At 71.6% G+C, this 21,527-nt stretch carries 16 protein-coding genes; 8 read left to right on the top strand and 8 right to left on the bottom strand.

Annotated features, from left to right (window positions below; genetic code table 11):
- The first annotated feature begins 99 nt into the window (after positions 1-99).
- The gene (locus AB0F10_RS04020) at positions 100-267 is read left to right on the top strand and encodes a hypothetical protein (protein ID WP_360620312.1); all 168 of its coding nucleotides are present in this window, start codon (positions 100-102) and stop codon (positions 265-267) included.
- 210 nt (positions 268-477) lie between these two features.
- Here AB0F10_RS04020 and AB0F10_RS04015 read toward each other — a convergent pair whose 3' ends face one another.
- Positions 478-1,584, bottom strand: a complete 1,107-nt coding sequence (locus AB0F10_RS04015; RefSeq protein WP_360620311.1) for an acetate kinase — start codon at positions 1,582-1,584, stop codon at positions 478-480.
- Entirely contained in the window at positions 1,581-3,647 is a 2,067-nt protein-coding gene (gene pta, locus AB0F10_RS04010; protein ID WP_360620310.1) for a phosphate acetyltransferase, read from the bottom strand. The genes AB0F10_RS04015 and pta overlap by 4 nt, the downstream gene beginning before the upstream one ends.
- 187 nt (positions 3,648-3,834) lie before the next feature.
- Here pta and AB0F10_RS04005 point away from each other — a divergent pair, with 187 nt between their 5' ends.
- Together AB0F10_RS04005 and AB0F10_RS04000 are read left to right on the top strand one after the other, a co-directional pair.
- Positions 3,835-5,931, top strand: a complete 2,097-nt coding sequence (locus tag AB0F10_RS04005; protein WP_360620309.1) for an ATP-binding cassette domain-containing protein — start codon at positions 3,835-3,837, stop codon at positions 5,929-5,931.
- Positions 5,924-7,711 carry an ABC transporter ATP-binding protein gene (locus AB0F10_RS04000; protein ID WP_360620308.1) on the top strand — a complete coding sequence of 596 codons (1,788 nt, stop codon included), beginning with the start codon at positions 5,924-5,926 and terminating at the stop codon, positions 7,709-7,711. Before AB0F10_RS04005 ends, AB0F10_RS04000 begins: the two co-directional genes overlap by 8 nt.
- A gap of 403 nt (positions 7,712-8,114) precedes the next feature.
- Here the strand turns inward: AB0F10_RS04000 and AB0F10_RS03995 are convergent, their stop codons facing one another.
- From AB0F10_RS03995 to AB0F10_RS03970, 6 genes are all read right to left on the bottom strand, one after another.
- A complete protein-coding gene (locus AB0F10_RS03995) occupies positions 8,115-8,852 on the bottom strand; it encodes an AAA family ATPase (protein WP_360620307.1) in 738 nt (245 codons plus the stop codon).
- 222 nt (positions 8,853-9,074) lie between these two features.
- Positions 9,075-9,269 carry a DUF6104 family protein gene (locus AB0F10_RS03990; protein ID WP_360620377.1) on the bottom strand — a complete coding sequence of 65 codons (195 nt, stop codon included), beginning with the start codon at positions 9,267-9,269 and terminating at the stop codon, positions 9,075-9,077.
- A gap of 52 nt (positions 9,270-9,321) precedes the next feature.
- Positions 9,322-13,041, bottom strand: coding sequence for a multifunctional oxoglutarate decarboxylase/oxoglutarate dehydrogenase thiamine pyrophosphate-binding subunit/dihydrolipoyllysine-residue succinyltransferase subunit (locus tag AB0F10_RS03985; protein ID WP_360620376.1), 3,720 nt, complete (start codon positions 13,039-13,041; stop codon positions 9,322-9,324).
- Positions 13,042-13,208: 167 nt separating this feature from the next.
- Positions 13,209-14,039, bottom strand: coding sequence for an ABC transporter permease (locus tag AB0F10_RS03980; protein ID WP_360620306.1), 831 nt, complete (start codon positions 14,037-14,039; stop codon positions 13,209-13,211).
- Positions 14,036-14,953: an ATP-binding cassette domain-containing protein gene (locus AB0F10_RS03975; protein ID WP_360620305.1), complete on the bottom strand. Its 918-nt coding sequence runs from the start codon at positions 14,951-14,953 to the stop codon at positions 14,036-14,038. The genes AB0F10_RS03980 and AB0F10_RS03975 overlap by 4 nt, the downstream gene beginning before the upstream one ends.
- Positions 14,954-14,982: 29 nt before the next feature.
- Entirely contained in the window at positions 14,983-15,651 is a 669-nt protein-coding gene (locus AB0F10_RS03970) for a hypothetical protein (RefSeq protein WP_360620304.1), read from the bottom strand.
- Between the two features lie 126 nt (positions 15,652-15,777).
- On the opposite strand from AB0F10_RS03970, the gene AB0F10_RS03965 reads away from it, so the two are divergent.
- From AB0F10_RS03965 to AB0F10_RS03945, 5 genes are all read left to right on the top strand, one after another.
- The gene (locus AB0F10_RS03965) at positions 15,778-16,542 is read left to right on the top strand and encodes a GNAT family N-acyltransferase (RefSeq protein ID WP_360620303.1); all 765 of its coding nucleotides are present in this window, start codon (positions 15,778-15,780) and stop codon (positions 16,540-16,542) included.
- A 65-nt stretch (positions 16,543-16,607) separates the two neighbouring features.
- Positions 16,608-17,315 (top strand): lysophospholipid acyltransferase family protein, encoded by a 708-nt coding sequence (locus tag AB0F10_RS03960; protein WP_360620302.1) that lies wholly within the window; start codon positions 16,608-16,610, stop codon positions 17,313-17,315.
- Between the two features lie 66 nt (positions 17,316-17,381).
- A complete protein-coding gene (locus AB0F10_RS03955; RefSeq protein ID WP_360620301.1) occupies positions 17,382-18,098 on the top strand; it encodes a response regulator transcription factor in 717 nt (238 codons plus the stop codon).
- Positions 18,099-18,106: 8 nt separating this feature from the next.
- Entirely contained in the window at positions 18,107-19,672 is a 1,566-nt protein-coding gene (locus AB0F10_RS03950; RefSeq protein WP_360620375.1) for a HAMP domain-containing sensor histidine kinase, read from the top strand.
- 82 nt (positions 19,673-19,754) lie between these two features.
- Positions 19,755-21,338, top strand: coding sequence for a trypsin-like peptidase domain-containing protein (locus AB0F10_RS03945; protein ID WP_360620300.1), 1,584 nt, complete (start codon positions 19,755-19,757; stop codon positions 21,336-21,338).
- Positions 21,339-21,527 lie beyond the last annotated feature (189 nt).

Raw genomic sequence — 21,527 nt, 5'->3', positions numbered from 1 at the left:
TCCCACGGACGGGTGAAATTCCCGGCCGAAGGGCGAAGGCCCTGCTACGGAGCAGGACGGCCTGTCGCGGAGCCGCCCGGCTTCGCTATGGTCGTGCGCATGCCAGACAACACCGTCGACCCGAGCGGCAACACCGAGGCGTTCCGCGCCTTCACGCAGAAGACTCCGCAGGAGCCGCCAGCCCCGTCCAAAACCCCGCTGATCATCGGCGTGGGCGTCGCCGCGATCGTCCTGATCGCGCTGATCGCCTGGCTGGCGCTGGGCTGACCGGAACCCTGCCGACCTGATCCTCAGCTGGGCGCGGGCCGGGCTGATCGCGGGCTCCGGCCTGCGGGCCTCGCCCGCGTCGCCTTTCCGTGTCTCCCTGTTCGCGCTGCCCGCTTCCGAGCTGCCCCAGACCCGCACGGGCGCGGGCCGCACGGGCGCGGGCCGCACGGGCGCGGGCCGCACGGGCGGTCGGGGCTGGCCGGGCGTTGCTCAGCGGGGGAGAATGGCGGCCACCTGCTCGGCGATCTCGAGCTCCTCGTCGGTCGGGACCACGCACACCGTTACCGCCGCGCCCTCCGGCGAGATGATCCGGTCGCCGCGTCCGTTGCGGTCCTCGTCGATCGCGATGCCCAGCGCCGCCAGCCCAGCCAGCGATGCCGCGCGGACCTCCGGGGACTTCTCCCCGATGCCGGCCGTGAACGTGATCGCGTCGGCGCGGCCCAGCACCGCCAGGTACATGCCCACGTATTCCTTGATGCGCCGGCAGTAGAGGTCGAAGGCGACCGTCGCCGCGCGGTCTCCCTGCTCCCGGCGATGCTCCACCGCTCGCATGTCGTTGTCGCCGGTGAGACCCTGCATGCCGGCGGACCGGGTCAGCGACCGCTCGATCTCGTCGATCGGCAGGCCCGCGACCCGGTGCAGATGGAAGATCACCGTCGGGTCGATGTCGCCGCTGCGGGTGCCCATCACGAGCCCGGCCAGCGGCGACATGCCCATCGAGGTCGCGATGCTGCGGCCGCCGTCGACCGCGCAGGCGCTCGCCCCGTTGCCGAGGTGCAGCGTGATCACCTTTGCCGTGGCCGAGGGCAGGCCCAGCAGCTCGGCGGTCTTGCGCGCCACGTAGGCATGCGACGTGCCGTGGAATCCGTAGCGACGGATCTGCCACCGCTCGGCCAGCGCGGTGTCGATCGCGTAGGCCGAGCCCTCCGGCGGGATCGTCTGGTGGAACGCGGTGTCGAAGACCGCCACCTGCGGCACGTCCGGCAGCAGCTTGCGGGCGACCGCGATGCCGCTGAGCGCCGCGGGATTGTGCAGGGGCGCGAGCGGGATGAGCCGCTCGACCGCCGCGACCAGGTTGTCGTCGATGACCGTCGCGTCGGCGAACTCGGTGCCGCCGTGCACGACACGATGCCCGACCGCGTCGAGCCCGGCGAGGTCGACCGAGGCCATGACCCGTTGCAGGGCCGCCTCGTGGTCGGCCACCTCGCCGCCCTCCTCGCCGATCCGCTCGATCAGGCCTTTGGCCAGCGTCGCCGTGCCGTCGAAGAGCCGGTATTTCACCGAGGAGGAGCCGCTGTTGATCACCAGGATCTTCATGAGGCGGCCTGGATCGCCGTGATCGCCACCGTGTTGACGATGTCCTTGACCGTCGCGCCCCGGGACAGGTCGTTGACCGGCCTCCGCAGGCCCTGCATCACCGGCCCGACCGCCACGGCGTTCGCCGAGCGCTGCACCGCCTTGTAGGTGTTGTTGCCCGAGCTCAGGTCGGGAAAGACGAACACCGTCGCCTTGCCCGCCACCACGCTGTCCGGCAGCTTGGTGGCCGCCACCTGAGGATCGATTGCCGCGTCGTACTGGATGGGACCCTCCACGGGTAGGTCGGGGCGGCGCTCACGGACCAGGGCGGTCGCGGCGGCCACCTTCTCCACGTCGGCGCCCGAGCCCGAGCTGCCGGTCGAATAGGAGAGCATGGCCACCCGCGGCTCGATCCCGAACGCGGCCGCCGTCTGCGCGGACGACAGCGCGATGTCGGCGAGCTGCGCGGCGTCCGGGTCGGGGTTGACCGCGCAGTCGCCGTAGACCAGCACGCGGTCGGCCAGCAGCATGAAGAACACACTGGACGCGACCGACACCTCGGGCACCGTCTTGATGATCTCGAATGCCGGCCGGATCGTCGCGGCGGTCGTGTGGCTGGCACCCGAGACCATGCCGTCGGCGAGTCCGGCGGCGACCATCATCGTGCCGAAGTAGTTGGCGTCACGGACCACGTCGTAGGCCAGGTCGAGGGTGACCGCCTTGTGCCTGCGCAGCTCCGCATACCGCTCGGCGAAGTCGTCGCGCCATCCGCTGGTGGCCGGATCGACCAGCCGTGCCGCGCCGATCTCGACGCCCACCTCGCGGGCCCGCCTGGCGATTTCGTCCGGGTCGCCGAGCAGGGTCAGATCGGCGACGCCGCGCCGCAGCAGGGTCTCGGTCGCGCGCAGGATGCGCTCGTCGGTGCCCTCCGGCAGCACGAGGTGGCGGCGGTCGGTGCGGGCCCGGTCGATCAGGTCGTTTTCGAACATCAGCGGCGTCACCCTGCTGGACCGGGTGACGTCGAGGAGCCGGGTCAGCTCGGCGATGTCCACATGGGTCTCGAACGCGCCGAGCGCGGCCTCCACCTTGCGGGGGGTGCCGGCGCTGAGCTCGGCCTCGATCCGGCCCGCCGCGCTGATGGTGTGGTAACTGTCCGATTGCACGACCAGCATCGCCAGGCCGGTGTTGAGCCGCTCGATCACCCGGACGGCGCGGGGGTCGGGAAGCTCCCCGAGGGTCAGCACCAGGCCCGCGAGCGTCACGTTGCCGGCGGCGTGTGCGGCGCTCGCCGCGACGAGCAGGTCGGCCCGGTCGCCCGAGGTGATCAACAGCGCGCCGTCGGTCAGATGGTCGAGGAGGGCCGGAACGTGAGCGGCGCCGACCACGTAGTCGAGGACGTCGCGGTCGAGGGCCGCCTCGCCGCCGGTCACGACTGTCGCATCGAGTGCGACCGCGACCTCCGCGACGGTCGGCGCGGCGACCGCGGCAACCTCGGGAATGGCCCAGACGGGGACCGGCAGGCCGCCCGGGGGCGCCACCCCGTCGGGCACCCGGTTGGCGATGACCGCCAGGACCGTCGCGTTCAGGTCGACGAGGGAGTGGTAGGCCGAGCGGACCGTCGCGTTCAGATCCGTGCGCCGGCCCTGGCAGCCGACGACGGGGACGACCACGCTGCCGAACTCGGTCGCAAGGCGTGCGTTGAAGGCCAGCTCGCGGGGCAGCTCGTCGTGCCCGTCGTCCTGCCCGTCGGAGAAGTCGCTGCCGATCACCACCACCGAGCTGCAGTGCCGCTCGAGCTCGCGGTAACGCTCGACGATCCGGGAGATGAGCTCCTCGCGCCGGCCGTCGGCGACCAGCGCGCCGGCCTCGGCCGCGGTGACGCCGAACGACTCCGCGTAGGGCGCGACGACGGGGTAGCGGGTGGTGAGCAGGGTCAGCAGCGGGTCCGCGCCGGCGCCGTGCACCAGCGGCCGGAAGACACCGATCCGGGCGACCTGCCGGGACAGGAGCTCGACGAGCCCGAGTGCGACCGTGCCCTTGCCGACGCCGGGGCCGAGCCCGGCAACATAGACGCTGCTTGCCACGCCCTCAACCTACCGGGCAGCACATGATCCCACCCCGGGGTCGCTCGAGCCTGTGGATAACTGCCGTTCGCCGTCCTCACCGCGCCGCCGCCGGTTCCGCGGCGCCGAATTCGATCTCCTTGAATGGGTCCGCCGGTCGGTGCCGACGAAATCGGGGCGATTCTCGTCGGTGGTAACCGGTAGGTTCGTGCTCCTGATCGATACCTCGGGGGTGGTGATGGTCGATCAAAGCGTGGACGACCTGGTCAGCAGGTCGGTGTGGCGCGAGTTCACCAGCGGGATGCGCGGGCGCTGGTCCCAGCGCCGCGTCATGGTCCGGCTGCTGCCCAGCGGCGGTGCGGCCGCTCTCGGCAGCGCGACGCTGCTCCAGGTCCTCGCGGGCTTGCTGCCCATCGGCTTCGTGCTGGCCACGGCCGGGGTCATCGCCGGCGTCCCGGCCGCGGTCGAGGGCGGCGTCGACTCGCCGGCCTGGCAGCAGCTGCGCGATCACCTGATCACCGCGGCGGCGCTCTTCTTCGCCGTCCAGTTGCTGCTGCCGGTGCAGGCGTTCCTCGGTGACGTGCTGCGCCGGCGGATCGACGACCGGGTGCGCGACCGGTTGATGGCCGACTCCTTCGCCGGCCCGGGCATCGCCATCCTCGAGGACCCCGAGGTGCTCGACCAGGCCGCCGACGGCGTCAACATGCTGCGCATGGCCACCTGGTCACCCGGCGCGGCCTGCGCGGGCTTCGTCGCCCTGCTCTCCCATTACCTGCAGACGGTCGCGGCCGCGGTGGTCGTCGCCATCGTGTACGCCCCGTGGGCCGGCGCCGCGGTGCTGCTCGCCGGCCTGATCATCCGCTTCGGCTACCGGGTCGGCCTCTCCGTCTTCGGCCGGATCTTCATGTCGCATCAGCGGGTCCGCCGGCAGCGCTTCTACTTCCGGGACCTGCTCTTCACCGCCGTCGCGGCCAAGGAGATCCGCATCTTCGGCCTTCTCGACTGGGTGGGCGAGCGCTATGCGCGGGCCTTCATGGCGAGCTCGTTGCCAGTCTGGCAGCAGCGTCGCCGGATCTTCTACGGGCCGTATGTGCTCTACACGCTGAGCGCGTTCGTGCTGCTCGGCGGCGCCCTGGCGGCCGCGGCGGGCGCCACCGCGACCGGAGTGCTGGGCATCGGCGCGTTCATGATCGTGATGCAGGCGGCGCTCTCCTCGATCCGGATCGGCGCGTTCATCGCGGAGTCCGACGTCCAGACCGAGTACGGAATGAATGCACAGAAGGCGCTGAACCGCCTCGGAGAGCTGACCGCCGCGGCCGCCGACCCGGGCGGCAGCGAGCTCCCGCCGGCCGAGCTGCCGGTCAGGGAGATCCGGTTCGAGCGCGTCACCTTCCGCTACACCCCGGACGCGCCGCCGGTGCTCGACGGGCTGGACCTGGTCATCCCGGCCGGCGACTCGCTCGCCATCGTCGGGCTCAACGGCGCCGGCAAGACGACCCTGGTCAAGCTGCTCGCCCGCCTCTACGAGCCCGAGTCCGGCAGGATCACGGTCGACGGCGTCGACATCCGGACCTTCGACGGCGCGGCCTGGCAGCGCAAGATCGCCGCGATCTTCCAGGACTTCGTCCACTTCGAACTCCCCGTCCGCGACAACGTCGGCTTCGGCGCGGGGGGCCTGCGAGACGACGCGCCGATCGAGGACGCGCTGCGCCGGGCCGGTGCCCTCGAGTTCGTGACGGGGTTGCCGGCCGGGCTCGACACCCCGCTCTCCCGGCAATACACCGACGGCGCCGACCTCTCGGGCGGCCAGTGGCAGCGCATCGCCATCGCCCGGGCGCTGATCGCGGTCGACGGCGGCGCCCGGGTTCTCGTGCTCGACGAGCCGACGGCCAGCCTCGACGCGCGCGCGGAGGTGGCCTTCTTCGAACGCTTCCTCGACCTGACCCGCGGCGCGACCAGCGTGGTGATCTCGCACCGCTTCTCCACGGTCCGCCGGGCGAAGCGGATCGCGGTCCTGGAGCACGGCCGCGTGATCGAGTCCGGCACCCACGGAGAACTGCTCGCCGCGGGTGGCCGATACGCGGAGTTGTTCACCCTTCAGGCCGCCCGCTTCGCCGACGGCGCGCCCGAGGGCGATGCGCTCGCCGACGACCCCGCCCTCGCCGGCGAGGGTGCGACCGCGGGCGGCGTCGGGCGGGGCGGCGAGGGCGCGGCCGCGGGCGGCGTCGGGCCGGGCGGCGACGCGATCGGTCCGCGGGCCGGAAGCGCCGATGACGATCTGATCGAGGAGGCCGCCGATGCGTGACCTATGGCTTGGGATCACCGGTGTGCTCGGCTCCTCCTGGAAGGCGAGCCGCGAACGGCTGCTGATCTCCGCGCTCCTGATGCTGATCGGCAACGTGAGCGCGCCGTTGATCGCGGTCTTCCTCTCGGTGGCCACCGATGCGGCGCTCGGCGGGGACACCACCGTCGCGGTCTGGTCGGCCGTCGCCGTGGCACTGGTCGCGCTGCTGAGCCTCACGATGGAGCACTTCGCGCACATCTTCTTCTTCGAGCTGGCCGACCTGCACCACCTGCGCGTGGAGCGGGAGATCGGCGGCCTCGCCCACGGCACGACCGCGATCGACCAGCATGAGCGGCAGGACTACGCCGACCGGATGGAGCTGCTGCGCAAGGAGAGCTGGGAGATAGCCGGCGGCGTGCAGACCGTCCTCACGGCCATCACGCTCTCCGCGCAGATCCTGCTGACCGCCTTCCTGCTCGCACGGCTCGAGCCGTGGCTGCTTCTGCTGCCGTTGTTCGCCGTGCCGCCGCTGATCGCAGGACGGATCGCCGAGGCCCGGCTGGAGCGCGCCGAGCTGGCGACGGCCGAGGTGCGGCGGCTCGGCTGGCATCTGCTCGAGCTGGCGGTCAGCTCGGCCGCGGCCAAGGAGATCCGCCTGTTCGGATTGCAGCAGGTGTTGCGGCAGCGCCAGGCCCGCGCCCGCCGCGAGGAGGAGGTCCGGCTGCGCCGGGCCGAGGTGTTCGGGCTCGGCCTGCGTCTGGTCGGGCAGCTGGTCTTCGCAATCGGCTACGTGGCCGCGGTCGTGGTCGTGGTCCGCTCGGCGATCGCGGGGCAGCGATCGGTCGGCGACGTGGTCCTCGTGATCACCCTGGCCGTGCAGACCAATGCGCAGGCGGCCGGCGTGGTCGCGGTTGCGGGCGCGCTGCAGCGCAACGCCAGGACATTGGCGAGGGTCCGCTGGCTGCGCCGGGCCACGGCGCTGGCGGCCGACCCGATCGTGCCGGACCGGCCGGTCCCGCCGGTGCTGGCCGAGGGGATCAACTTCGACGGCGTGGCGTTCCGTTACCCGGGCACCGACACGGACGTGCTGCGCGACGTCACCGTGCACATCCCGCCCGGCACCACGGTGGCGATCGTCGGCGACAACGGCGCGGGCAAGTCCACCCTGGTCAAGCTGCTGTCCCGGTTCTACCGCCCGACCTCGGGCGAGATCACCGTGGACGGCGTCGACCTGCGCCGCATCGATCCGGACCGGTGGCTCGAGCGCATCGCGGCCGGCTTCCAGGACTTCGTCAAGCTGGACGCGCCGGCCCGGGAGAGCATCGGCGTCGGCGACCTGCCCCGGGTCGACGACCCCGGCGCGGTGCACACGGCGGTGCATCGGGCGGACGCGCAGATGGTGATCGACCGCCTTCCCGACGGCCTCGAATCGCATCTGGGCAAGGCATACGAGGACGGCGAGGAGCTGTCCGGCGGTCAGTGGCAGCGGGTGGCGCTGAGCCGGGCGATGATGCGTGAGGAACCGCTCCTGCTGCTGCTCGACGAGCCGACGGCGGCGCTGGATCCGCTGACCGAGCACGCGCTGTTCGAGCGCTACGCGCAGTCCGCCCGCGAGGTGGGCGGCCGCACGGGCGGCATCACGGTGCTGGTCTCCCACCGCTTCTCCACCGTGCGCATGGCGGATCTGATCCTGGTGGTGGCGGACGGCCGCATCGCGGAGGCCGGCACCCACCGGGACCTGATGGCCAGGGACGGCCTCTACGCGGAGCTGTTCGCCCTGCAGGCAGCCGCCTACCGCTGAGACCGCGTCGCGCGAGGGCGAGCCCGGGGCAGAAGCCTAGGGCCGGGCGCGGGGTCACGGCGTGGCTGGACCCGGGTTGAGCGTGAGGCTGGGTCGGCGCGGACGCGGGCGCGGGTCACGGCGTGGCTGGACGCGGGTTGAGCGTGGGGCCGGGGCGGGCGCGGGTCACGGCATGGTTGGCCCCGGGCTGAGCGTTGGGTCGGGGTCGAGGTCTGGCGCGGGTCACGGCGTGGCTGGACGCGGGTTGAGCGCGGGGCCGGGGCCGGGCCGGGGCCGGGGGCGGGGGGCGGGGGACGGGGTTACGGCGTGGCTGGGCGGGGTGTGATGGCAAGGGCCGAGCGTGGGGTCGCCGCCGTGGCTGGGCAGCTGCCGGCTCACGGTGGGATCGCGATCCCGGCGACGGTTACTGGAGCAGGTTGCGGAGGTAGCCGTCGGGGCGTTCCATGAAGCGGCGCCAGTGCGCGACGATCTCCAGTTCGTCCCACTTCACCCGCCGGATTCCGTGCGCGCCCAGCTCCAGGATCGTCGCGCCCGGCAGCGCCGTCAGCACCGGCGAGTGCGTCGCCACCACGACCTGCGCGCCCTTCTCGCGCAACGCGTCCAGGCGGGCGAGCAGGCCGAGCGTCGACGTGAACGACAGTGGAGCCTCCGGCTCGTCCATCAGGTAGAAGCCGTAGCCCCGGAACTTGCGGTCCAGCAGCTCCAGGAAGCCTTCTCCGTGGCTGCGGTCGTGCAGGTCGGTGTCCGGGTGCGGGCCCGGCAGCTCCTCCAGATAGGTGTAGAGGCCGTGCGTGGTCTCCGCGCGCAGGAAGTAGGAGTTCACCGTCCGGCCCGGCGTCCGGATCAGCCGCAGGGCGGAGCCCAGCGGCGACTCGGTCACCCGGGTGCTGTGCCGGGCGCCGCGCGAGCCGCCTTCCGGGTTGAGGCCGTGCACCGCGGCCAGGGCCTCGATCAGCGTCGACTTTCCCGAGCCGTTCTCGCCGACCAGGAACGTCACGCCCGCCGGGATGTTCAGGCCGTGCTCCAGGATGGCCGCGATCGCCGGGATCTTCGCCCACCACGCATCGCGGTCGATCTCCGCGCCGAGGTCCGCCTCGACGCGGCGGATCGGCCCCGGCTCCCGGCGTCGCGCCCCGCTCAACGTCGCGCCCCGCTCAACGTCGCGCCCCGCTCAACGTCGCGCCCCGCTCAACGTCGCGCCCCGCTCAACGTCGCGCCCCGCTCAACGTCGCGCGGCCGGCACAGTCGCGGCCCGGCACAGTCGCGGCCCGGCACAGTCGCGGCCCGGCACAGTCGCGGCCCGGCACAGTCGCGGCCCGGCACAGTCGCGGCCCGGCACAGTCGCGCGGCCCGGTCTCGCGGCCTACTCCTCGTCGTCATCGTCGGCGCGGGCCAGCCACGTCGCGAAGCGCTCGATCGGCGTCTCGAATTCCGGGTGGGCGTCGACGAAGTTCCGGAGCTGTTCGCCGACCCACTCCAGCGTCACGGATTCCTCGCCGCGCCGCTCGACCAGTTCCTCGATGCCACGGTCGGTGAAGTACACGGTCTCTCCCAACAGGTGAAAGGGCGCCCCGCAGCGTGTTGCGGGGCGCCCTTTTTCTAACAGACGGTCACGGGCGCGGGAGCGCCGCCTCGACCAGGGCCGACTGCTCGGCCTCGTGCATCTTCGCCGAGCCGACGGCCGGTGCGGCCGCCGCCGGGCGCGAGATGCGGCGCAGGCGTACGCCGTCGAGGTGTTCGAGCAGGTTGAGTGCCACGAACGACCAGGCGCCCTGGTTGGCCGGCTCCTCCTGCACCCACGCGAAGTCCTCCGCGTTCGGGTACTGGTTCAGCACGGCCTTCAGCTCCTCGACGGGCAGCGGGTAGATCTGCTCCATCCGGATGATCGCCGTGTCGGTGATGCCGCGTTCCGCCCGGGCCTGGAACAGGTCGTAGTAGACCTTGCCCGAGCAGAGCAGGACCCGCTTCACCTCGCCGTCGCTCAGCGGCGTGCCGTTCACGCCGGCGTCGCCGACGATCGGCTGGAACCTGCCCGTGGTGAAGTCGGAGACCGACGACACCGCCAGCTTGTGCCGCAGCAGCGACTTCGGCGAGAAGACGATCAGCGGCTTGCGCTTGGGGGACAGGGCCTGGCGGCGCAGCAGGTGGAAGTAGTTCGCCGGGGTGGTCGGGTTGGCGACCCGCATGTTGTCCTGCGCGCAGAGCTGCAGGAACCGCTCCGGGCGGCCCGACGAGTGGTCCGGGCCCTGCCCCTCCTGGCCGTGCGGGAGCAGCAGCACCAGCGACGACTGCTGGCCCCACTTCACCTCGCCGGAGGAGATGAACTCGTCCACGATCGACTGGGCGCCGTTGACGAAGTCGCCGAACTGCGCCTCCCAGAGCACCAGCGCCTCGGGGTTCTCGACCGAGTAGCCGTACTCGAAGCCCATCGCCGCGTACTCGCTGAGCAGCGAGTCGTGCACGAAGAAGCGGGCGTTGCCGGTGGCCAGCGTCGACACCGGCAGGAAGTCGTTGCCGGTCTCGGAGTCCACGATCGCGGCGTGCCGCGAGGTGAACGTGCCGCGGCGCGAGTCCTGGCCGGCCAGCCGGACGGTGACGCCCTGGTTCAGCAGCGAGCCGAACGCGATCAGCTCGCCCATGCCCCAGTCGACGCCGCCGTCGGCGGACATCTTGGCGCGCCGGTCCAGCAGCTGCTGGACCCGCTTGTGCGGGGTGAAGCCCTCCGGCAGATCCAGGTGCGCCTGGCCGACCGCACGCACGCCGGCGGCGTCGATAGCCGTGTCGACCTGCGGCTCCGGCTCGTCGGTCCGGGCCGGCCGCGGGCGCGGCGGGGATCCGGCCGAGTCCCGGGTGGCCTTGAAGACCTGCTCGAGCTGGGCCTGGTAGTCGCGCAACTGCTCCTGGGCGTCGTCGACGGTGAGGTCGCCGCGGCCGATCAGCTCCTCGGTGTAGAGCTTGCGGACCGAGCGCTTGGTGTCGATGATCTGGTACATCCGGGGGTTGGTCATCGACGGGTCGTCGCCCTCGTTGTGTCCGCGGCGGCGGTAGCAGACCAGGTCGATCACGACGTCCTTGTTGAACGCCTGGCGGTATTCGAACGCCAGCCGGGCCACCCGGACGACGGCCTCGGGGTCGTCGCCGTTCACGTGGAAGATCGGCGCCTGGATCATCCGGGCCACGTCGGTCGAGTAGAGCGATGAGCGGCTGTATTCCGGGGCGGTGGTGAAGCCGACCTGGTTGTTGACGACCACGTGGATCGTGCCGCCGGTGCGGTAACCGCGCAGCTGGGAGAGGTTGAGCGTCTCGGCCACCACGCCCTGGCCGGCGAACGCGGCGTCGCCGTGCACCAGGACCGGCAGCACCGTGTAGCCGTGCAGGCCGAGGTCGAGGCGGTCCTGCTTGGCGCGGACGATGCCCTCGAGCACCGGGTCGACGGCCTCGAGGTGCGACGGGTTCGCCACCACGCTGACCGTCGTCGAGCTCGTGCCGTCGGGCGTCGTGTACTTCCCGGTCTGGCCCAGGTGGTACTTGACGTCGCCGGAGCCGTGAGCCGACTTCGGGTCCATCTGGCCCTCGAACTCGTTGAAGATCTTCTCGTACGGCTTGCCGACGATGTTCGCGAGCACGTTGAGCCGGCCGCGGTGCGCCATGCCGATGACCATCTCGTCGAGGCCACCCTCGGCTGACGCCTGCAGCACCTCGTCGAGCAGCGGGATCAGCGACTCGGCGCCCTCGAGCGAGAAGCGCTTCTGCCCGACGTACTTGGTCTGCAGGAACGTCTCGAACGCCTCGCCGGCGTTCAGCCGGTTGAGGACGTGCTTCTGCTCCTCGGGGTCCGGCTTGGTGTACTTGATCTCGATCCGGTCCTGGATCCAGCGCCGCTCCTCGGGGCCCTGGATGTGCATGTACTCGATGCCGACCCGGCGGCAGTAGGTGTCGCGCAGGACGCCCAGCACGTCGCGCAGCTTCATCTTCTGCTTGCCGGCGAAGCCGCCGACCGGGAACGTCCGGTCGAGGTCCCACAGGGTCAGCCCGTGCTGGAGCACATCCAGGTCGGGGTGCCGGCGGATCTCGAACTCGAGCGGGTCGGTGTCGGCCATCAGGTGACCGCGCACCCGGTACGCGTGGATCAGCTCGACCACCCGTGCGGCCTTGTCGATCTGCCCCTCGGAGGTACGGGCGACGTCGCGAACCCAGCGCACCGGCTCGTACGGGATCCGCAGCGAGGTGAAGATGTCGTCGTAGAAGGCCTGCTCGCCGAGCAGGAACTGGTGCATCGCCTTGAGGAACTCGCCGGACTGCGCACCCTGGATGACCCGGTGGTCATAGGTGCTGGTCAGCGTGGTGACCTTGCTGACGGCGTGCTCGGTCAGCGTCTCGTCGGACATGCCGGAGTAGGGCGCCGGATATTCCATGGCGCCGACGCCGATGATGGCGCTCTGGCCGGTCATCAGGCGCGGGATGGAGTGCACGGTGCCGATGCCGCCGGGGTTGGTCAGCGAGATCGTCGTCCCGGCGTAGTCGTCCATGGTCAGCTCGTTGCGGCGGGCGCGCCGGACCACGTCCTCGTATGCCTGCCAGAACTTGCGGAAGTCCATCTTTTCGCAGTTCTTGATGGACGGCACGACCAGGGCGCGGCTGCCGTCCTTCTTGGCGAGGTCGATGGCGATGCCCAGGTTGATGTGCTCGGGCTGCACCAGCGCGGGCTTGCCGTCCACCTCGGCGAACGAGTTGTTCATCTCCGGGTGGGCCATCACGGAGCGGACCAGCGCCCAGCCGATCAGGTGGGTGAAGCTGACCTTGCCACCGCGGCCGCGGGCCAGGTGGTTGTTGATCACGATGCGGTTGTCGACCAGCAGCTTCGCCGGGACGGCGCGCACGGACGTCGCGGTGGGCACCTCGAGGGAGGCGTCCATGTTCTGCACGATGCGGGCGGCGACGCCGCGCAGCGTGGTGACCTTCGAGGAGTCCGCCGGTGCCGGGGTCTTCGCCGCGACCGACTTCGGCGTGGCCGCCGGCTTGGCGGGTGCGGCCGCGGCGGGTGACGGTGCGGGCGGGACCGTCGGCTTCTCCGGCGCGATGGTCGCGGCCGCGGGGGCGTCGGTGCCCGCCTTCGCGGCGGTCGCCTTCGCGTTGGCGGCGGTCGCCTCGTCAGGGGTAGCGATCGAGCCCGTGGCCATGGCCGGCTTGTAGTCGGCGAAGAAATCGTGCCAGGCGGGATCGACGCTGGCTGGGTCGGCCAGGTAGCGCTGGTACATCTCGTCGACGATCCACTCGTTGGGTCCGAAGTCCGCGAGTGGATTGTCATTCGAAGTCTGCTGGGTCGACACTGCCGTGTTCGCCTCTTTCACCATGTTGTCAGCACGCGACGATTCGTCACACGGGACGAAAGGAATCGCCGTCAAGGCTACGCCGTGAGATTCGCGCGGCCATCCGGACGTCCAGTGTGTGACGAACTGCCAGGGCGCAGGGGAGACGTGTTACCTGCCGAACACGATCAGGTGATATCGCGCCTCTTTATCAGCCACGTGCCGAGAACGCCCGCGAACGCCGCGTAGCCGATCAGCACGACGGCGCCGACCCAGCGGGGCGGATTGCCCGGTAGCTCGGTGCCGGAGATCATCAGCTGCGACGCCAGCGGCGGGACCAGCACCTGCAGCTTGCTGAACCAGTCGCCGAGCCGCGGCGAGAGCAGGGCGAAGAACAGGGACGCGCCGAAGGAGCCGACCACGTAGACCATGGTCAGCGTGATGGTCGCGCCGAGCTGGCTGCGGATCAGCACCCCAGCGCCCACCCCGAGAATCGCCCAAAGGGCGTATGCGAGGGCGTTGAGGCCGATCGCCCGCCAGATCGCGGGCTCGCCCAGCTGCGTGCCGATGTCAAGCGCCTTGAGGATGAACGGCACGAAGAGCAGGTTGAGCAGGGTGGAGGCGAGCCAGAAGCCGACGCCGAACATCACCGAGGCGGCCAGCTTGGCGTAGACGACCCGCTCCCGGCGCGGCGTCACCAGGAAGGTTGTCGTGGCCGTCAGGTGGAAGAACTCGTTGGTCACGACGATGGCGCTCAGCAACATCACCATCAGAACGCCGAAGAACTGGCCGCTCGTGTAGAGGTTCGTCGCCACGTTGACGGCCGCGTTCGCCACCCGCAGCTGCTCGGTCTCGTCGGGGTTCAGCCCCTGCTCGGCCGGGTCGACGCCGGCGCTGATGCTGCTGCTGGCCCAGTTGGCCAGCAGGGCCAGCGCCCAGAGCACCAGCGTGACCAGGCCGAAGATCCACCAGGTGGAGGTGGACCGGATCTTGAACAGCTCGGATTTGACGAGGTTCATCGGATGCCCGCCTTTCCGGCCGTGAGCTGTAGGAAGACCTGTTCCAGGTCGGCGCGTTCCCCGGCCAGCTCGTGCAACTCGACGCCCGCGGTGAAGGCGATGTGCCCGATCTTGGCGGCGTCCAGGCCGGTGACCAGCAGCGCCTCGTCGGGCAGTGTGGTCACGCCGGCCCGCTCGGCGGCGAGCGCGGCGGTCAGCACGCCGGGTTGCGGCGTGCGCACCCGGACCTGGCTGTCGCCGGACATGGAGCCGAGCACCTCGCCGACCGGGCCCTGCCGGATCAGCCGGCCCGCGGCGATGATCACCACGTCGTCCGCGAGCTGCTGCATCTCGCTGAGGAGGTGGCTCGAGACCAGGATCGTGCGGCCCTCGGCGGCCAGCGCCTTGAGCAGGTCGCGCAGCCAGCGGATGCCCTCGGGGTCGAGGCCGTTGGCCGGCTCGTCGAGGATCAGCACCCGCGGGTTGCCGATCATCGCCGCGGCGATGCCGAGCCGCTGCTTCATGCCCAGCGAATAGCCCTTGAACTTGCGCTTGGCCGCCGGGGTCAGCCCGACCCGGGCGAGCGCCTCGTCGGCCGCCTCCGGCGGCAGCCCGGCGGCGATGCAGATCATCCGCAGGTGGTTGATGCCGCTGCGGCCCTTGTGCGCGCTGGACGCCTCGAGGACCGCGCCCACGTGGCGGATCGGCTGGTCGAGGTCGGCGTAGCGGGTGCCGGAGAAGGTGGCCGTGCCGGCGGTCGGCGTGACGAGGCCGAGCAGCATGCGCAGCGTCGTGGTCTTGCCCGCGCCGTTGGGGCCCAGGAAGCCGGTGACCCGCCCGGAGTGCACGGTGAAGGACAGGTTGTCGACGGCGCGCAGCGCCTTGTAGTGCTTGGTGAGGCTGGAGACGACGATCTCCTCGGAGTCTGTCGGCAACGCTCAATCCTCCCGCTCGGCTGGGTGGCTCAACCTACCGCCTTGACCGCGATCCAGGTGGCCCGTGCGGTGGCGATGCGGCCGCCGTCCGGTGCGTAGACCGAGGAATCGACCACGGCCTTGCGGCCCTGCACCGCCGCCGCCGCGCCGACAACCACGCAGGTGCTGCCCGCCTCGGGCAGGGCGTCGACGGCAACCGCGATGCGCCCGAGCAGGTAGACCTGGCCGGACTGCAGCGCCGACCAGCCGCCGGGGCAGTCCAGCGCCGCCCAGATCGTCTCCACGCACACGTCCGGCGGGACCACCCAGGGTGCGGCCATCCGGCCGTCGGCCAGCGGGCCGGCGAAGATCCGGAGGCCGTCCGGGCGCTCGGGCCCGCAGACGAAGCAGGTGGGGAACGGGTGATCGGCGAAGCCCGGGTAGCCGTCGGCGGCGGCGCGGGCGGCGGCGAGAGAGGCCGGCGGCACCCCGGTGCCGGCGTCCGGGACCGGCACCACCTCGGCGATCAGCGTGCCGTCGGGCCCGGCGACCTTGCCGTCCGCGACGGTCAGCGGGGTGTCCAGCGGCGGCGGCACCCGCAGTGTCACCTCGAAGGCCCGGCCGTCCGCGCCCGCGCCCGCCGCCACGGCGAACGCGCCGGCGGACCAGCCGCCGTTGCCCGACCCGGGCGGACCGTTGTAGCGGGAGGCGATCTGCATGTCACCGACGCTCTCACACGGGTGCGACACGCGGGACGAGCCGTGCACAAATCCGTTCACGTACCGGTCATCCGCCGCCACCTGGACCGACACGCCATCGGCAGATGCGGGCCTTACACAGGTCTCATGACGGTACTCATGACCGCCGCCGCCTCCACCGGGACCAGCGGCTATTCACTGCTCATCGCCGCCGGCGCCGAGGAGATCGCGGCCGCGCAGCGGCTGCGCCACGACGTCTTCGCCGGCGAGCTCGGCGCGACGCTGCGCGGGGCCACCTCCGACGGCCGCGACGTCGACGAGTTCGACGACTTCTGCGACCACCTCATCGTCCGCGACGATTCGACCGGCCAGGTCGTGGGCACCTACCGGATGATGACGCCCCGGGGCGCCGCGCGGGCCGGCCGGCGCTACGGCGACGGCGAGTTCGATCTCAGCGGCCTGAGCCCGCTGCGCGACCAACTGGTCGAGACCGGGCGTTCCTGCGTGCACCCGGACCACCGCTCCGGTGCCGTGGTGAACCTGATGTGGGCCGGCCTCGCCCGCTACCTGCACCTCAACAACCTGCGCTGGCTCGGCGGCTGCGCGTCGGTCGGCCTCGAGGACGGCGGGGCGACCGCGGCCGGGGTCTGGGCCCGGGTCTCGGCCCGGCACCTCTCGCCGCCCGCGCTACGGGTCCGGCCGCGCAACTCCTGGCTCGCCCGTACCGAACTCGTCGGCGACCCGAAGACCCAGCCGCCGCCGCTGCTCAAGGGCTATCTGCGGCTGAGCAGCTGGGTCTGCGGCGAGCCGGCCTACGACCCGGACTTCCGGACCGCCGACTTCTACCTGCTGTTCTCCATGGACCGGATGGACCCGCGCTACCGGCGGCACTTCCTCGGGGCGATCCGATGACCTCGGCGATCTGGCAGCCGACCTCGGCGTGTGGTCCGCGGTGCCGGCCCGGGGGCGAGCGGACCGTGGGAGCCGCCACCCGGGTGTTGCGGTTGTCGGCGCTGTTCGGCGTACTCATCTGGGCCTTTGTCCTGGCGCCGTTCGGGCGGCACGCCGCCGCACGGGCGGTGTCCCGCGGCATCCTCGCGGCCCTCGGGGTTTCGCTGGTGTGGCGCGGCCCCGCGCCGCGGCCCGGCAGCCTGCTCGTGGCCAACCACGTCTCCTGGCTCGACATCCTCGCGCTGCACACGGTGGCGCCGGTCCGGCTGCTGGCCAAGCACGACGTGCGCGGCTGGCCGGGTATAGGCGCGCTCGCGGTCGCGAGCGGGTCGATCTTCGTCGACCGGACCCGGCCGAAGCGCCTGCCGGCGACGGTCGCCGAGATCGCGGCGGCGCTGCGGGCCGGCCATTCGGTCGCGGCCTTTCCGGAGGGTACGACGTTCTGCGGCGCCGAGAGCGGACGCTTCCGGCCGGCCGTGTTCCAGGCGGCGGTGGACGCGGGTGCCCCGGTCGTGCCAATCTCCATCCGGTACGCGTCGCCGGCGGCGGCATTCGTCGGCGACGACACGCTGTGGTCCTCGGTCCGGAGAGTGGCGGGAACGCGCGGGCTGACGGTCACCCTCGTCGGAGCGCCCCCGCTGCACCCCGCGGCCGGCGCGGATCGGCGATCGCTGGCCAGGGCGGCGCAGGCGACGACCGGATTGCCGCTCGGCACATTTGATCTTGCCGCCTAGCTGCCTCACAGAAAACTTTCAGGTACTGCGCAGCGTAAGTGCAGGCCACTGGGTGAAGATGGTCCCATGGCCGCTTCTCAGACCCAGGGAAAGCAGAGCGAGGCGAAGCTCCTCGTCGTCGAGGACGATGCGAACATCCTCGAGCTGCTCTCCGCCAGCCTGCGCTTCGCCGGATTCGATGTAAGCACCGCGACCAGCGGCAGCGCCGCCGTAAGCGCGGCCAAGAACGCCACTCCCGACCTCGTCGTCCTCGACGTGATGCTGCCCGACCTCGACGGCTTCGAGGTCATCCGGCTCATGCGCGAGGGCGGCACCCGGACGCCGGTCGTCTTTCTGACCGCCCGGGACGGCACCGAGGACAAGATCCGGGGCCTGACGCTCGGTGGCGACGACTACGTGACCAAGCCGTTCAGCCTCGAGGAGCTCACCGCCCGGATCCGGGCCGTGCTGCGCCGCACCTCCGCCGGCGACGACGAGCCCTCGCGCCTGGTCTTCGCCGACCTGGAGCTGGACGAGGAGACCCACGAGGTCTACCGGGCCGGGCAGCGCGTGCAGCTGTCGCCGACCGAGTTCAAGCTGCTGCGCTACCTGATGCTGAACGCCAACCGGGTGCTCTCCAAGGCGCAGATCCTCGACCACGTCTGGAAGTACGACTTCCGGGGCGACGACAACATCGTGGAGTCCTACATCTCCTACCTGCGGCGCAAGGTGGACAACGTGCAGCCGCGGCTGATCCACACGCTCCGCGGCGTCGGTTACGTGCTGCGCAAACCGGCGGCTTGAGCAACCTCGTGACTGCCACCCTCTCCGACCGGCTCCGCGGCCACGTCCCGCTGCAAAACAGCCTGCGCCGGGTGCCGCTGAGCACCAAGCTCGTGGCCGCGGTCCTCGCGCTGGTGTTCGCGGCGCTGACCCTGATCAGCGCCGCCAGCACGTACGCGCTGCACAGCTACATGATCAGCCGGCTGGACACCGGGCTGGTGGGGTTCACGGTCACGCTGGAGAGCCTCGTCGGGGACGAGCGGGTGATCATGCCCGCCGACTACTACGTGTACGCGACCTCGGTCGACGGCATCGGCGACCCGGGCGACCTCAAGTACGACAACTCGCTGCGGGGCACCCAGCTGCCGCCGCTGGTCAAGGGCCAGAAGGACGTCGCCAAGCACCTCAACAAGCCGTTCACGGTCAGGTCCACCGACGGCAGCGTGGTGTGGCGGATGCTGATCACCCGGATGAAGGACGGCACGGTGCTGCACGTGGGGCAGCGGCTGCAGGGCATCGACGCGGCGATCAGCCGGCTGATCTGGGTCGACACGCTGGTGGGCGCGGGCGTGCTCTTCGCGCTCGCGGCGGTCGGCGCGGCGGTGGTGCGGCAGAGCCTCATTCCGCTCGGGCAGATCGAGCGGACCGCGGCCGCCATCGCCGCCGGCGACCTCACTCAGCGCGTACCCGATCCCGAACCGGATGTCGAGGAGCCGCGGACCGAGCTGGGCCGGCTCTCCCGGGCCCTGAACGGGATGCTCGCCCAGATCGAGGCCGCGTTCACCGCCCGGGCGCTGTCCGAGACCGCGGCCCGCGCCGCCGAGTCGCAGTCCCGCGACGCCGCCGAGGCCGCTCGGGCGTCGGAGGCCCGCGCGGTGCGCTCGGAGGAGAAGATGCGGCAGTTCGTCGCGGACGCCTCCCACGAGCTGCGTACCCCGCTGACCTCCATCCGCGGCTTCGCCGAGCTGTACCGCCAGGGCGCGGTCGGCGACCCGGAGGACGTCGCCAAGCTGGTGCGCCGGATCGAGGACGAGGCCGCCCGGATGGGCCTGCTCGTCGAGGACCTGCTGCTGCTCGCCCGGCTGGACCGGGAGCGGCCGATCGCGCTGGCGCCCGTGGAGCTGACGGTGCTGGCCGTCGACGCGGTGCAGGCCGCGCAGGCCACCGCGCCCGAGCGCACGATCGAGCTGGATGTGCGGGAGTCGCCGGAGAAGCTGGTCGCCTACGGCGACGACGCGCGCCTGCGGCAGGTCATCGGCAATCTGATGACCAACGCGCTGGTGCACACGCCGCCGGAGGCGTCGGTGACGCTCTCGCTCTATCCGGAAACGGGCAACCGGGCCGTTGTCGAGATCAGGGACACCGGTCCCGGGCTCTCTTCGGAGCAGCGCGAACACGTCTTCGAACGCTTCTACCGGGCCGACGAGGCGCGGACCCGGCGCACGGACCGCAGCGCCACCGGTACGGGCCTGGGTCTGGCCATCGTGGCGGCGATCGTACGGGCGCACCACGGCACGGTCGAGGTGCTCAGCGAGCCGGGCGAGGGCGCGACCTTCCGGGTCTCGGTGCCCGCGCTGGTTCCCGACGAATCATGACTTCCGCCGTCCTGCCCCATTCACAGAGAACATTCAGGGTCAACACAGGTCAATCGGAGCGGGTGAGGGCATGGTTGTTCCCATGAGCGAGTACGAGACCAACCCGCAGCGGCACGAGAACTCCCCGTCAGAGGAGCAGTCGCACCGGCCGGCGGACACCTCCCGCGAGAGCAACCCGGAGCGGGAACAGTCCGACGTCACGGCCCAGCAGCAGGCACCGATCCAGCCGGCGGCACCGCAGCCCGGCATCCCGCAGCCGGCCGCGCCGCAGTCGGCCGCGCCGCAGTCCGGCATCCCGCAGTCGGGTGCTCCTCAGTCCGGCGGGTGGCAGGCGTCGCCCTGGCAGCACACCGGGCAGTACCCGACCCAGCAGCTTCCCTACGGCCAGCAGCCCTACCAGACCGCCCAGCCGCACCAGCACCCCTACCCGGGCCCCTACGCCCCGCAGTCCCAGCCCTCGGCGCACGGCCCGGCCGGCATGCCCGGCACCTGGGCGCCCGGCGGCGGCGTACCGCCGCAGTCGGAGGTCCCGGCCTGGGCGCAGGCCGTCGGGACCGAGGAGCGCGACCCCGCGCGGTCCGGCCGGGGCCGCAAGATCTTCGTGGCCGGCGCGGCCGCGGTCCTCATCGCCCTCGCCGCCGGCGGCGTCGGCGCGGCCTCCGCGCTCGCGCTGCACGACGACGCCCCGGGCTCGGTGCAGACCAGCAACTCGGCGGTCACCCGCGTGGTCGACCACTCGTCGATGGCCGAGATCGTGGCGGCCGTCAAGGACAGCGTTGTGTCCATCACCACACAGACCGGCGAGGGCTCCGGCGTCATCCTCACCGCGGACGGCTACATCGTCACCAACAACCACGTGGTCGCGACCGCGCAGGGCGACACGGTCACCGTGATCTTCGCGGACGGCAAGAAGGCCCAGGCGAAGATCGTCGGCACCGACCCGCGTACGGACCTTGCGGTGATCAAGGCCGACGGCGTCTCCGGCCTCACGGCGGCGAAGTTCGGCTCCAGCGCCAACATGCAGGTCGGCGACACGGTTCTCGCGCTGGGCAGCCCGCTCGGCCTCGAGGGCTCGGTGACCGAGGGCATCGTCAGCGCCAAGGACCGCACCATCCGGGCCGGCGGCGAGGACCAGCAGACCCCGCAGAACCCGTTCGGCGGCCAGGAGCAGCAGCAGCAGAGTTCCGGCGCGACCTCGATGTCGGGCCTGCTGCAGACCGACGCCCCGATCAACCCGGGCAACTCCGGCGGCGCGCTGGTCAACACCAACGGCGAGGTCATCGGCATCAACTCCGCGATCGCCACCTCGGGCTCGGGCTCGGGCAACATCGGCCTCGGCTTCGCCATCCCGAGCGACAAGGCCAGGGCCGTGGCCGAGTCGCTGATGAAGGGCGAGAAGGTCAGCCACCCGGCGCTCGGCGTGAGCGTCACCGAGGCCGAGGGCGGCGGCGCGCTGGTCAAGGAGGTCACCCCGAACAGCGCGGCGGCCAAGGCCGGCATCGAGCAGGGCGACGTGATCCTCTCCGTGGGCAGCAAGCCCGTCAACGACTCCGACGACCTGGTCGCCATCATTCAGAGCGCCAAGGTCGGCGACCAGCTGACGATCGACTTCACCCGCAACGGCCAGCGGGAGACGGTCAAGGCCACGCTGGCCGAGTCGGCCTGACGCACCAGGCATCCCGGTGCCGTCCGGGCCATCGGACGGCACCAGCTCCCACTGCGGTGGGGGGGGGGGGGCCCAGGGGGGGGGGGGGGAGCCCCCCCCCCCCGAGTTTTGACCGGGGGGGGGTTTTTAGGTGTTTTTAGGGGGTTAATGTGGGGGGGCGGCGAAAATGAAAAACGCGCAGCAAACATA

The organism is Actinoplanes sp. NPDC026623 (assembly GCF_040638275.1).
Taxonomy (GTDB): Bacteria; Actinomycetota; Actinomycetes; order Mycobacteriales; family Micromonosporaceae; genus Actinoplanes.
The sequence above is the reverse complement of the archived record's forward strand: the minus strand, read 5'-3'. Positions and strand labels throughout refer to the sequence as shown.

Coding starts and splice junctions, on each gene's coding strand:
- AB0F10_RS03945 (WP_360620300.1), top strand. CDS start 19,755: ATGAGCGAGTACGAGACCAACCCGCAGCGGCACGAGAACTCCCCGTCA.
- AB0F10_RS04015 (WP_360620311.1), bottom strand. CDS start 1,584: ATGAAGATCCTGGTGATCAACAGCGGCTCCTCCTCGGTGAAATACCGG.
- AB0F10_RS03955 (WP_360620301.1), top strand. CDS start 17,382: ATGGCCGCTTCTCAGACCCAGGGAAAGCAGAGCGAGGCGAAGCTCCTC.
- AB0F10_RS03970 (WP_360620304.1), bottom strand. CDS start 15,651: ATGCAGATCGCCTCCCGCTACAACGGTCCGCCCGGGTCGGGCAACGGC.
- AB0F10_RS03965 (WP_360620303.1), top strand. CDS start 15,778: ATGACGGTACTCATGACCGCCGCCGCCTCCACCGGGACCAGCGGCTAT.
- AB0F10_RS04000 (WP_360620308.1), top strand. CDS start 5,924: ATGCGTGACCTATGGCTTGGGATCACCGGTGTGCTCGGCTCCTCCTGG.
- AB0F10_RS04020 (WP_360620312.1), top strand. CDS start 100: ATGCCAGACAACACCGTCGACCCGAGCGGCAACACCGAGGCGTTCCGC.
- AB0F10_RS03980 (WP_360620306.1), bottom strand. CDS start 14,039: ATGAACCTCGTCAAATCCGAGCTGTTCAAGATCCGGTCCACCTCCACC.